We start from the raw sequence: 12,465 nt of genomic DNA, 5'->3' as shown, positions 1-12,465 counted from the left end.
GCCGGCATGGCCCGTCCCCCGTTCGCCCCGCCCCAGCAGGGCCACGCCGGGTACGGACGGCCGCCGTTCGACCCGCAGTCCTACCCGGAGGGCGTCACCGCGCCGCTGCGGGTCACGGCGCGCTGCCGGGCCTGCCAGGCGGAGCTGCGGCCGGGATGGGCGCACTGCGGGACGTGCGGGGCCCCGGCTCAGCCGCCGCGGCCGGTCGGCGCCTGACCCCGGGAGGCATCTCGCCGCCAAGATCGCGAACAGTGTGGCGGAGTGCTCGCTCAGCGATCACGTCGCCGCACAGATCGTGATCTTGGCCGAGCCGGCGGGAACGGGCCCGCGCCCACCGCTCAGCGCAGCAGGAGCTGGACCAGCGCGACCAGCCCGACCACCACGATCACCCCGCGCAGCACCAGCGGCGGCAGACGCCGGCCGATCAGCGCGCCGAGCACTCCCCCGACGATCGAGCCGCCCGCGATGAGCCCCACCACCGGCCAGGACACCGGCGCGACGAACGCGAACACGATCCCCGAGACCAGGTTCGCCACCATGGCCAGGACGTTCTTGACCGCGTTGTGCCGCTGCAGGTCGTCGTCGAGCAGGATTCCCAGGAAGCCCATCAGCAGCACGCCCTGGGCGGCGCCGAAGTAACCGCCGTACACCCCGGTCCCGAAGGTCGCGCCGACCAGCGCCGGACCCACCTCCGTCCGCGGCTCCCCCGACGTGTCCCGCGCGGCCACCCGCTTCGAGACCCACGGGCCGATCACGACGAGCACCACGGCCAGGGCCACGAGGACCGGCACGACCTCGTCGAACGCCGCGGAGGGCAGCACCAGCAGCAGCAGCGCCCCGAGCAGGGCACCGAGGACGCTCGGGATCGCGAGGCGGAGCACCCGCCCCCGCAGGCCGCGCAGCTCCCGGCGGTAGCCGATCGCCCCGGTCAACGAGCCGGGGACCAGGCCCAGCCCGTTGGACACGTTGGCCGTCAGCGGCGGGAAGCCGAGCGCGAGCAGCACCGGGAACGTGACCAGGGTGCCGGAGCCGACGACCGTGTTGATCATCCCGGCCCAGACGCCCGCGACCGCGATGATGGCCGCCTCGCCGATCGTCACCCGGTGATGATCGCCCACCACGGCCGCTCCCGCCGACCCCTCGGGTGTTGCGCGGACGGGACAGCGGACCCACGGCCACGGTGGTCGTCGCGGATCGGCCGGTGGACGACCGTGACCTCCGATCCGCGGATCGAGGAAGGCCGGCCGATACCGGAGGTGCACGCGTCGGCCCACGAGCGACGGGAATGCCGTCTCACCGGGTCCTCGACGTGGGGCGCCGTGCGCCGGAAGCGGATGGACACGCCCGGATATCTCCACGCCTGGGCGAACCAGGCCCGGGGTCCCACCACGACGTCGCAGCGTTTCGACTCACGGTGAGCTTCCGCGCGCGGTGGTGCTCGACCGTTCCCGTTCGGAGCGGGGGAATTGCACGACATCCCTTTCCGTTCTCCGTCTTCGGTGAATGGGTCGACGTGCGTCGGCGATCCGGACCCGCGCAGGACGTCCTCCGGGGCGGCGGCGTCGCGCGGGCTGGGCACGGCCCGGCCTCGGGCCTACCGTGACCCGCCGAGGTCGGGCCGCGGGGGGCCGGCCAGGCTTGCTCGGGCGGTGTCATGAGGCTTCCCGTCGCAGCGGCCGTGGTGGCCGCGGTGGGCGCGCTCGCGTGGGCCGCCGCGCCGTGGATGGCGATGGCGCGCCGGGGCACGATCGACAGCCGCTGCCGTGACGCGGTGCGTTCCGAGGCACGGGTGCCTCGCCCACGGACGCCGCAGGACGTCCGACCCGGCGTCATCTCGTTGGTCCGACCGGCGCAGAAGTCATCGCATTATCACCCGATCAGTCCAAACGATGAGTAAGTCCGGCCCATTCGAATTCGCCGATTGATTCAGCGACCCGCGCAACACCATTGTCGGACCACCGGCCCTACTCGTGGAGATCGATTTCCCACTGATCAGAAGAAGCGGTTCCAGCTGCGCGCGCCGCCGCCCGGTAAACCTCCGAGGAGATCGAGTCAAGGGCCGTAGGTCACCACTTCTACGGCGGGTATCCTTGCCCGACAATCAGGGGCCCGGGCGGTTACGAGCGCGACGCCGACCCGATATCTCATCGATAAGCGCGGCACGCAACCCGAACGCTCTTTGTGCGTCGGGGCCATTCTCCGCGCCAATCTCCGGGGTCACTTCCAGACCTAGTGCCGGCGCTATCAGCGTGCTTTACTCGATCCGAGTTCCCGGAAAGTCACCGGGAACGGGAGTTGGGGTGGTACTCGGTGAAGACACTGCGGGTGGGCGTGGTCGGGTACGGCTACTGGGGATCGAAGCACGTGCGGGTCCTCGGCAGCCTGCCGGACGTCGAGGTCGTCGTCATCGACCCGGACCCGGCGAGACTCGCGGAGGCACAGCGCGTCCACGGCCTCCTGACGTGCGCTCCCCGCCTCGAGGACTGCCTCGACGTCATCGACGCCGCCGTCGTGGCCGCGCCGCCCGCCGAGCACCCGCGGCTCGCGATGACGGCACTGGACGCCGGCAAGGGCGTCCTCGTGGAGAAACCGTTGGCCCTGTCGGTGCCCGAGGCCGAAGCAATGGTGGACCTCGCCCGCGACCGCGGCGAATGCCTGATGGTCGGCCACACCTTCGAATACAATCCGGCCGTCTGGAAGCTGAAGGAACTCATCGATTCCGGCGAGCTCGGACGCATTCTCTACATCGATACCGCCCGGCTCGATCTCGGGCGTTACCAGGCCGATTGCAACGTGATCTGGGACCTCGCCCCGCACGACATCTCGATCGTCTCCTACCTCCTCGACGAGATGCCGGACGAGACCGCGGTCTGGGCCCGCCGTCACGTCGGCGTCAAACACGCGGACGTGGCCTACCTGCGAATGAGTTTCTCGCGCCAACAGATCAGCGCCTACGTCCACGTGAGCTGGCTCGACCCGTGCAAGGTCCGGCGCGTCACCGTCGTCGGGGAGCGCAAGATGGCGGTCTACAACGATCTCTCCGACAACGAGCGGATCCGGGTCTACGACATCGGTGTATCCGCGCTCGAGCCCGACGACGTGCACGCGATGCCGGTCTCCTACCGGACCGGGGACATCGTGTCGCCCTACATCCAGTTCGCCGAACCGCTGCTGGTCCAGGACACCCACTTCGTCGAGAGCGTCCGCACGGGGAGCCGGCCGGCCACGCCCGGTGAGCGGGGCCTCGACGTCGTGCGTGTCCTCGCCTCGACGGACGAGGCCGCGGCGGCACCCGAAGCGGTCGGCCGGATCCGCTCGCTGGGGACGGCGTCGTGACCGTTCCCGCGCCGGACCCCGGCCGTCCCGGGCCCGTCCCGTTCCTCGACCTCCGCGGCGAGCACCGCCGGGTCCGCCCCGAGCTCGACGCCGCCTGGGCCGCGGTGCTCGACGAGGGGCGTTTCGTCGGGGGCCCCGAGGTCGCCGCGTTCGAGCGCGAGTTCGCCGACCACGTCGGGACCGCCCGCTGTGTCGGGGTCGGGAACGGCACGGACGCGCTCGAGCTGGTCCTCCGTGCGCTCGGGATCGACCCGGGGGCCGAGGTCGTCGTCCCGACGAACACGTTCGTCGCCACCGCCGAGGCCGTCCGGGCGGTCGGGGCGGTCCCGGTCTTCGTCGACGTGCGGCCCGAGGACCTGCTCGTCGACCCGGCCGCCGTCGAGGCCGCGATCGGGCCCCGGACCGCCGCCGTCGTGGCCGTGCACCTGTTCGGGCAGGTCGCCGACATCGCCGCGCTCCGCAGGATCACCCGCCGTCACGGCCTCGCGCTGGTCGAGGACGCCGCCCAGGCGCACGGCGCCCGCTTCGCGGGACGCCGGGCCGGCGCCCTCGGGGACGCCGCGGCGTTCAGCTTCTACCCGGGCAAGAACCTCGGCGCCCTGGGCGACGGGGGCGCGGTGACGACCGCGGACACGGGCCTCGCGGACCGGGTCCGTCGCCTCGCCGACCACGGCCGCGACCCGCGCGACCGCCACCTGCACCGGGAGGCCGGGCGCAACAGCCGGCTCGACGCCCTGCAGGCCGCGGTGCTGCGCGTCCGGCTCCGCCGGCTCGACGCCGACAACGAGGCCCGACGACAGGTCGTGGCGCGTTACGGCGACCTGCTCCCCGACGCGTGCCGCCTCCTGGCGGTGGATCCGCGCGGGGAGCCGGTCCACCACCTCGCGGTGGTCCAGGTGGAGCAGCGTGGTGCGGTGGCCGACGCGCTGTCCGCCGCGGGAATCGGCTGGGGGATCCACTACCCGGTGCCCTGCCACCGCCAGCCGGCGTTCGCCGACGACCGGCCGACACCGTCGCTCCCGGTGGCGGAGGCCGCGGCCGCGCGGATCCTCTCGCTGCCCTGCTCCCCCGGCACGACCGCCGAGCAGATCGAGCACGTCACCACCGCCGTGTCCGACGTCGTGGAGCGCCGCCGCAGGGTCGCGTCCCGATGAGGGCCACCCGGTACCGGCCACCTACCGGTGCGGCGCAGCCCATCACCCGTCCGACCCAGTCCCGATCCCGGAAGAGGAGCCGATGACCGACGACCGAGACGACGCCGCGCCGACCGAGGGCACACCCCCGGACGCGGGGTCCGCCGAGCACGGCGGGTCGGGGATGGTCGCGCTCCTCCCGTCGCAGCGGCGGGCGAGGGCCACCGCGACCGACCAGGGCACCGAGGGCACCAAGGGCGCCGAGGACACCGAGGGCGGCAAGGGCACCGAGGACGACAAGGACGGCGGCGAGTCGGCGTCGCCGGAGGTCGACGACGACACCGGGCGCGGCCCGACCGGTCTCACGGGTCCACCCCGCCCGCCCGAGCCCGAGGGGCCCGAGGGTGACCGGTCGAACGGGCACGGGGGACTCGCCACCACGTCGGACCCCCCGGTCGGCGGCTCGGTGCCCGCCGGGCTGGACCGCGGGCAGATCCGGCGACTCGCCGTGATAGGCCTCGTGATGGTGGTGCTCGGCGCCGTCGCCGGATTCGGCGCCTCGCTGCTGTGGCCCACCGAGTACGCCGGGCGGGCGTCCGTGCTCTTCATCATCAGCCAGGAGCAACCGACCGGGTTCCTGCGCGAGGACCGCAACCTCACCACCCAGGCGATGCTCGCCCAGAGCAACGCCGTGCTCGGTCCGGTGGCCGCCCAGTACGGCCTCTCCCCCGCCGGTCTCGCGGAGAAGCTCACCGTGACCGTGCCGGACGGCAGCGAGCTGCTGAACTTCGAGACGCGCGACCCCTCGCCCGACCTCGCGGTCCGGCTCGCGGACTCGGTGACCAAGCAGTACCTGCAGGTCAGCTCCTCGTCCCAGCCCTCGTCCGATCAGATGCGCTACCTGCAGGGCCAGCTCACGACCTCCCAGAACCTGATGCAGCAGCTCCGGGTGGACGGGAGCGCCCCGGCCCTCGCGCAGCTCCCCGCCGTGGCGGACCGCGCCGGCAGCCTCAGCTCGCAGCTGGACACGCTGATGCTCGCGCAGGTGTCCCAGCCCCAGGCGCAGATCGTGGTCCCGGCCTACGCCGGTGGTGCCGTGAGTCCCCGGCCGGGCTTCGGCGCCGCGACCGGGGCCGTGACCGGGCTGCTGGTCGGCCTGGTGACCGTGGCCGTGCTCGCCTGGCGATGGCAGCGTCGCGGTCAGGCGTCGTGACCGGGACCGCGACGGGTGCGGGCGCCGCCGCGGCCGCGGGTCCCTCCCCCTCCGGTGCGGCGCGCGGCTCGATCACGGTGGCGGGCTGGACCGTGGTCAGCCGCGCCACCGGGTTGCTGCGCGTCGTCGCCGTCGGCGCCGTCCTCGGTCCGACCTGGTTCGCCAACGTCTTCCAGTCCACCAACCAGGTCCCGAACCTGCTCTTCGAGGTCATGGCGGGCCCGGTCCTGGCGCTGGTCGTCGTCCCCGCGGTGGTGCGCGCCTGCGCACCGGGAGGGTCCCGCGACCGCCGGGGACTCCTCGAGGGGCTGACCGGGCTCCTGCTCTGTGTCGGCGGCGTGCTCGCCGTGGCGACGGTGCTGTGCTCGCCCCTGATCGCCTGGGCGCTGACCACCGGCATCGCCGACCCGGTCGAACAGGCCCGCGCCGCGCGGCTCGCGGTGCTGTTGCTGTGCTGCGTGGCCCCCCAGGTGCCGCTCTACGCGCTGGCCTACCTCGGTGCCGCCGCGCAGCAGGCCCAGCACCGGTTCGCGCTCGCGGCCGCCGCACCCGCCGTGGAGAACCTGGGCCTGGTCGCCGTGGTCCTCGCACTCCTCGCGACGCACGGACCGGGCGTCGACGTCGGGACCGTCCCCGTCGGCCTCGTCGTGGCCCTCGGCCTGGGCAGCACGGCCGCCGTCGCGGTGCACGCCGCGTTGCAGCTGGCCGGGGCCGCGCGGGCCGGTGTGGCGCTGCGACCCCGGTGGCGGTGGCGGGACCCGGAGGTCCGGGCCGTGGGCCGGCGGCTCCGCGGCTCCTTCCGGATCGCCGCGCTCCCGGCCGCCGGCGTCTTCGTCCTCCTCGCGGTCGCCGCGACCGTCCCCGGCGGCGTCACCGTGTTCTGGCTGGCCTACAGCGTCGGTGCGGTGCCCACCGCGCTCGGCGCCCGCGCCGTCACCACCGCGGTGCTGCCCGGGCTCTCGCGCGCCGCCCACGAGGGCGACGAGGACGGGTTCGCCACCGCCTGGCGCCGCGCCCTCGGCTACTCCTCGTTCGTCAGCGTCGGCTCCGCAGTGGTGCTGGTCTGCCTGGCCGCCCCGATCGCCACGGTCCTGGCCGGCGGCGAGCTGCACAGCCCCGAGATCATCGCGCAGCTCACCGCGTGCATCGCGGTGATCGGCGTGTCGCAGGTCTTCGGCGGCTCCTACGAGATCGGGCGCCAGGCGCTCTTCGCGCGCCTCGACGTCCGCGGGCCCCGTCTCGCGACCGACGTGGGCACCCTGCTCGGGGTCGCCGTCGGCCTCGCCGCGCTGCTGGCCGTCCCCGCGGCCCGGCCCGCGCTGCTGTGCGTCGCGGTCGTCGTGCGCGACGCCACCGCCACCGTCATGGTCCTCGCCCGCCTGCGCCGCAGCCTGCGGCCCCGGCGGCTGCTGTCGCGGCGCGCCCTGCTCGCCACGCTCGCCGCCGGCGCGATCGCCGTGCCCGTGGCGCTCGGCGCGCGGGCCGGGCTCGGCGCGCTCGCGCCCCCGGGACCGGTGGTGGCCCTCATCGCCCTCGCCGCGGCGGGCCTGGTGGTCGTCGCCGCCTACGTCGGGGCGCTGCAGGGGGCGCTGCGCCTCGTCGGACGTGGCGCCGGGAGGCCGACGTGGTGACCCCGGCCCCGACCGCGCGGTGGCGGCCCGACGTGGTCGCGATCCTGGTGGCGGCCACGGTCGCCGTCGACCTCGCGCTGGGGGCGACCCGGCTCGATCCCACCACGGGCACGGTCGCGATCGCGGTCGTCCTGCTCGCCGTGACCGCCGGCGCCGTCCTGGTGGTCACGGCGCTGCGGCCGGTGACCGCCGTGTACCTCTACGTGGCGACGCTGCCGTTCCTCGCCGGGATCGATCGCTCCACGCTCATCCCCCTGGTTCGCCCCAACGAGGCGGTGCTCGCGCTCGCGGTGACCGGGGCGGTCGCGGGGGGCGTCGTGCGCGGGATCCGCACCGGCGCCCTGCCCCGCCCGGTCCTGCACCGCGTCGACCTCCCGCTGGCCGTGTTCGTCGTCCTCGCGACGGTCTGGCCCGTCGCCTCGGAGATGCTGCGGGGCATCACCCCGACGAGCGCCGACCTCGCCGCGACCCTCCCGATGGTCAAACTGGCCGCGCTCTACGTCCTCGTCCGGGTGACCGTGCGGAGCCGCTCGCAGGTGGAACGACTCGTGCGCCTCGTGGTGTGGCCGGCGGCCGTCGTGGGCGCGACCGCGGTGCTGCAGACCCTCCAGGTCGCGCCGGTCCTCTCCGTGCTGCAGGTGTGGTGGGCCTCCGGGGGCGCCGCCGCCGACCTGCAGGAGCGCGGGACCACCACCCTCGGGTCACCGCTGGCCACCGGCGACGTGCTGGTGATCGCGGCCGTGGTCCTGGTGTGCTGCACGGTGCGCGGCCTGCTCGGTCGCCGGGAGCGGATCGTCGCGGCGGTCCTGCTGGTGGCGGGCATCCTGGCGACCGGCCAGGTGACCGCCTGGATCTCGGCCGCGGTGGCGGCCGGGTTCCTGCTCGCGGCGTTCCCCGAACTCCGTCGGCGGTCGTGGCGGGCACTGGTGCCCCTCGCGGTGCTCGCCGCGGTCGGTGTCCCGGCCCTCTCCGTGCGGCTCCAGGCGACGTCCTCGGGCGGGGTCCCGGTCAGCTGGCTGACGCGCTGGGACAACCTGAGCCACTTCTACCTGCCCGCGCTGGGCGGCTTCCACTTCCTGCTCGGGGTCCGACCCGATTCCGTGCTCCGCGCGCCGGAGACGTGGCGCGACGTGATCTACCTCGAGTCCGGCTACCTCGAGCTGCTGTGGGTCGGCGGCATCCCGCTGCTGCTCGGCTTCGTCTGGCTCTCGCGAGCCGTCCTGCGCACCGCCCGCGACGGCGCCGGGGCCCCCGACGCGCGGGGCGCGCTGGCCCAGGCCCTCGGCATCTCCTGGTGGATGCTGATCGTGGTCTCCGTGCTCGACGCGCACCTCACGCTCCGCGGCACGGGCGACCTGCTCTTCGTGCTGCTCGGGGTCGCGGTGGGGACGCCCGCCGTCCTGACGCGGGCGACGGTCCCGCCCGCCGTGCTGACGCGGGCGACCGCCCCGCCCGCCGTCGGGAGCCCGGCCTCGGCCACCGGGGCCGTCCTCCGCCGGGGCGCCGACATCGCGGTCGCGTCGGTCGCACTGCTGGTGCTCGCCCTCCCGCTGGCGGTCATCGCGCTCGCGGTGCGGCTGTCCAGCCCCGGCCCGGCGATCATCCGTCAGCGCCGCGTCGGACTGGACCGTCGTCCGTTCGTGCTGTTCAAGTTCCGCACGATGCGCGTCGGCGGGTCCGACGACGCCCTGCGCGACCTCATCGCCGCCGAGCTCCGGGGCGAGGACACCCTGGTCGACGGGAGCACGAAGCTGCCCGACGACGTCCGCATCACCCGCGTGGGCCGTGTCCTGCGCCGTGCCAGCCTCGACGAACTGCCCCAGCTGGCCAACGTGCTCCGCGGGGACATGACCCTCGTCGGCCCGCGACCCTGCCTCGAGTGGGAGGCGCCCCTGTTCCCCGCGCGGTACGCCGAGCGCTTCTCCGTCCTCCCCGGGCTGACGGGGCTGTGGCAGGTCGAGGGCCGCAGCACGCTCGGCACCCTGGACATGCTGCGCCTCGACGTGGACTACGTGCACCGCCGTGGGCTGCGCAACGACCTGGGCATCCTGGTGCGCACCCTCCCGGTACTGGTCCGCGGGGGAGGCGCGCGGTGAGCGCCACGGACCTCTCCGCGGCGACCGCACCCCCCGCGGGGGCGCCGCCCGCCGGGCCCGTGCTCGACATCGATCCACGGGACGACCCCCGGTGGGCTGAACGGGTCGGGGGCGGGCGCGGGAGCCTGTTCAGCTCGCCGCCGTGGCTGCGCGCGGTGTGCCGGACGTACGGCTTCTCCGCCCACGCCCGCCTCGTCGTCGGCAGCGGCCCCGCGACCGGCGGTGTCGCCTGGGTACCCGTCGACGACGTCCGTGGCGCCCGCCGGGTGTCGCTGCCGTTCTCGGACCGGGCCGACCCGGTGCCCGACGATCCGGCCGTCCTCAGCGGGCTCCTCGCCGACCGGCCCGAGGACGTGCCCTGGACGCTCCGCGTCCTCGAGAGCGCGTCGACGAGCGTCCCGGCCGGGGCCACCGTGACCGGGCGCGCCGCCTGGCACGCGACGACGCTGGGCGTCGACGGCGACGCGCTCCGCCGCCGGCTGCACCCCCAGGCCCGGCGCAACAGCGACCTCGCCGCCCGCCGGGGGGTGCGGGTCCGGCGCGGCACCACGCTCGCCGACCTGCACACGCTGCACGCCCTGCACGTGGCCCGCCGACGCGAGCGGTACCGGATGCTCGCTCCGCCGATCGAGCTCTTCGAGGAGCTCGCGACGGAGTTCGCCGCCCGGGACGGCCTCGTCGTGCTGCTCGCCGAGGCGGACGGCGAGGTGGTCGCCGGCGCGCTCTTCCTGGAGTGGGACGGGGTGTTCTACTACAAGTTCGGCGCCTCCCGGGCCGCGGCGCTCCCGCTGCGGCCGAACGACGCGCTGTTCTGGGCCGGCCTGCGCCACGCCCTCGACCGCGGCCTACGCGCCCTCGACTGGGGGGTCAGCGACCTCGACCAGCCGGGCCTCGTGGCCTACAAGCGCAAGTGGGCGGACGACGAGCGCCGCGTGCTCGGCCTCCGGCTCGGGCCCCCGCCCACCTCGGCGCGGGTCGATGCGCTGCTGGGCGAGGTCACCGCGCTGCTGACCGATCCATCCGTCCCCGAGGAGCTCACCGCCCGTGCCGGGCGTGCGCTCTACCGCTACTTCTGCTGAGCGTCGCCGCCATGACCACGACCTGCTCCGCGCAGCCGCTCGGTGACGACCGCGAGCCACCGGCGGCCCACCGCGCTGCCCGTCGCGGCGTCGTAGGCCCACCGGGCGGGCGGCGCGATCCGCTCCACGGCCGGTGGGTACGCGAACGGTGTCCCGCCGAAGGACAGCTTGGCGCGGTCGGCTCCGGGCCAGCTCTCCTCGTTCTCGGTCCGGCCCGCCTGCAGGTCGGCGAGCATGTCCGGGTCGATGCCCCCGAAGTCGAACCACCGGTAGCCCTGCTCGCGGGCCCAGCGGATCGCCGCCCACCGCATCGCGCCGGGCACGCTGAGCTTGCCGGCCGGGCCGGAGCGGTCGAAGCCGCCGAGCCGGCCCTTGATCACCCCGCCGCAGCCGGTGAGCAGGTCCGCCGCCACCGGCCGACCGTCGACCTCCCCGACGAACAGGACCGCGTTCCCGCTCGGCACCAGCTCGCGGTAGAAGGTCTCCACGTAGGCGTGCGGCAGCGGCTGGTAGCCCTGGTGGCGCGCGGAGTGGGCCATGAGCTCGCTGAGCAGGGCCACGTCCCCGGCGTCGCCCTGACGCACGACCACGCCCCGCTCGGCCCACTTGCCGGTCCAGTAGCGCAGCCGCCGACCGAGCCCCGCCCGCAGCTGCTCCTCCGGGGCCGAGAGGTCGAGCCGGAGCGTGCCGGCGGGCGCGACCCCGGCCCGCGAGCGCCGGAACCCGCGCGCGAGCAGGGCCGCGCTGACGTCCTCGGCGTCGTCGGGCGGCTGGACGAACAACGGACGGACCGGGTTCGACCACCTCGTGAGCGACTCGGCGAGCCGGGCGACCACGGCCGCGCGGTCCGCGGCCGTCGGGGAGACCACCGGGCCCGAGGGCAGGTAGGCCAGGCCCAGCGGGCCGGCGGCGACCCGCAGCAGCAGCTGTGCCCCGCCGACGATCCGCCCGCCCTCGCGCACCAGGACGTACCGCGCCGAGTACCCCACGGCGGAACGCACCGTCGCCCACGCCGTGAGCTGGTTGACGTCGGTGCCCGGTGTCGCGCGCACCATCGCGTCCCACTCGCGCCGGGTCACCGGGTCCAGCGCGCTCTGCACCCGCACGTCGATGTCGTCTCCCTCGGCCGCTTGCCGGTCGCGGACAGCCTGGCAGGCCCTGACCAGGACACAGGCATACAGCAGGAGGCCCGAGCATGAGAACCCTGTGCGTCGGCGGTGGACCGGCCGGGCTCTACACCGCAATCGCGCTCAAGCGGCAGGATCCCCGCCGACCGGTGACGGTGTGGGAACGGAACCCCCCGGGCGTCACCCACGGCTGGGGCGTCGTGTTCTGGGACGACCTGCTCGACGAGATGCACCGCACCGACCCGGTCTCCGCGCGCGCCGTCCACCGGGCCGCCGTCGTGTGGGACGGGCAGGCGGTGCAGGTCGGCCGGCGGACGCCGGTCTTCCTCGGCGGCTCCGGGTACGCCATCGGCCGCCACCGCCTCCTGGAGGTGCTCGGCGACCGTGCCCGGGCCCTCGACGTCGACGTGCGACCCTCCACCGACGCCCCGGCCGACACGCTCGGGCCCGAGCCGCGCCCCGACCGGCTCGACGCGCTCGTGGTCGCCGCGGACGGGGCCGGCAGCGGGGTCCGCCGCCGGTACGCCGACGCCTTCGGCACTCGGATCGAGCCCGGCCGCAACCGCTACCTGTGGCTGGGGACCCCGGCCCCGTTCTCCACCTTCACCTTCGGCTTCGTCGACACCGGGTCCGGGTGGATCTGGTGTCACGCCTACCAGTTCGACGACGCCACCAGCACGTTCATCGTGGAGGCGCCCCCGTCCACGTGGACGGCGCTGGGCTTCGACCGGCTCGACACCGCGGCGTGCCTGGACACCCTGCGCGAGGTCTTCGACCCGGTCCTGCACGGCGCGCCGCTGCGCACCGGGACGGCCGCGGGCCCGTCCGCGCCGTGGCAGACGTTCCGACG

Annotated in this window: 8 protein-coding genes and 2 pseudogenes; 8 read left to right on the top strand and 2 right to left on the bottom strand. The window is 75.0% G+C overall.

Annotated features, from left to right (window positions below; translation table 11 throughout):
• A pseudogene (locus AC0CYZ_RS23850) lies at positions 1-216 on the top strand (hypothetical protein); the annotation flags it as partial.
• 122 nt (positions 217-338) lie between these two features.
• On the opposite strand, the gene AC0CYZ_RS23845 reads toward AC0CYZ_RS23850, so the two are convergent.
• Positions 339-1,100, bottom strand: a complete 762-nt coding sequence (locus tag AC0CYZ_RS23845; protein ID WP_472219941.1) for a sulfite exporter TauE/SafE family protein — start codon at positions 1,098-1,100, stop codon at positions 339-341.
• 1,210 nt (positions 1,101-2,310) lie between these two features.
• Here AC0CYZ_RS23845 and AC0CYZ_RS23840 point away from each other — a divergent pair.
• From AC0CYZ_RS23840 to AC0CYZ_RS23815, 6 genes are all read left to right on the top strand, one after another.
• Positions 2,311-3,336, top strand: a complete 1,026-nt coding sequence (locus AC0CYZ_RS23840) for a Gfo/Idh/MocA family protein (RefSeq protein WP_472219939.1) — start codon at positions 2,311-2,313, stop codon at positions 3,334-3,336.
• Positions 3,333-4,490 carry a DegT/DnrJ/EryC1/StrS family aminotransferase gene (locus AC0CYZ_RS23835; protein WP_472219937.1) on the top strand — a complete coding sequence of 386 codons (1,158 nt, stop codon included), beginning with the start codon at positions 3,333-3,335 and terminating at the stop codon, positions 4,488-4,490. The genes AC0CYZ_RS23840 and AC0CYZ_RS23835 overlap by 4 nt, the downstream gene beginning before the upstream one ends.
• Before the next feature lie 82 nt (positions 4,491-4,572).
• Positions 4,573-5,682 carry a YveK family protein gene (locus AC0CYZ_RS23830; protein ID WP_472219936.1) on the top strand — a complete coding sequence of 370 codons (1,110 nt, stop codon included), beginning with the start codon at positions 4,573-4,575 and terminating at the stop codon, positions 5,680-5,682.
• Positions 5,679-7,313 carry a lipid II flippase MurJ gene (locus AC0CYZ_RS23825; protein ID WP_472219935.1) on the top strand — a complete coding sequence of 545 codons (1,635 nt, stop codon included), beginning with the start codon at positions 5,679-5,681 and terminating at the stop codon, positions 7,311-7,313. The genes AC0CYZ_RS23830 and AC0CYZ_RS23825 overlap by 4 nt, the downstream gene beginning before the upstream one ends.
• Positions 7,307-9,409 carry a sugar transferase gene (locus AC0CYZ_RS23820; RefSeq protein WP_472219934.1) on the top strand — a complete coding sequence of 701 codons (2,103 nt, stop codon included), beginning with the start codon at positions 7,307-7,309 and terminating at the stop codon, positions 9,407-9,409. Before AC0CYZ_RS23825 ends, AC0CYZ_RS23820 begins: the two co-directional genes overlap by 7 nt.
• Complete coding sequence (locus AC0CYZ_RS23815) at positions 9,406-10,488, top strand: GNAT family N-acetyltransferase (RefSeq protein ID WP_472219932.1); 1,083 nt, start codon at positions 9,406-9,408, stop codon at positions 10,486-10,488. Before AC0CYZ_RS23820 ends, AC0CYZ_RS23815 begins: the two co-directional genes overlap by 4 nt.
• Here AC0CYZ_RS23815 and AC0CYZ_RS23810 read toward each other — a convergent pair.
• A complete protein-coding gene (locus AC0CYZ_RS23810; RefSeq protein ID WP_472219930.1) occupies positions 10,476-11,594 on the bottom strand; it encodes a lipid II:glycine glycyltransferase FemX in 1,119 nt (372 codons plus the stop codon). The genes AC0CYZ_RS23815 and AC0CYZ_RS23810 overlap by 13 nt on opposite strands.
• A gap of 89 nt (positions 11,595-11,683) precedes the next feature.
• On the opposite strand from AC0CYZ_RS23810, the pseudogene AC0CYZ_RS23805 reads away from it, so the two are divergent.
• Positions 11,684-12,465, top strand: a pseudogene (locus AC0CYZ_RS23805) (FAD-dependent monooxygenase); the annotation flags it as partial.

The sequence above is a fragment of the Actinomycetospora sp. genome, assembly GCF_055612215.1.
The sequence above is the reverse complement of the archived record's forward strand: the minus strand, read 5'-3'. Positions and strand labels throughout refer to the sequence as shown.

Excerpts from the sequence above, each read along its gene's own strand:
- AC0CYZ_RS23830 (WP_472219936.1), top strand. The coding sequence starts at position 4,573 with ATGACCGACGACCGAGACGACGCCGCGCCGACCGAGGGCACACCCCCG.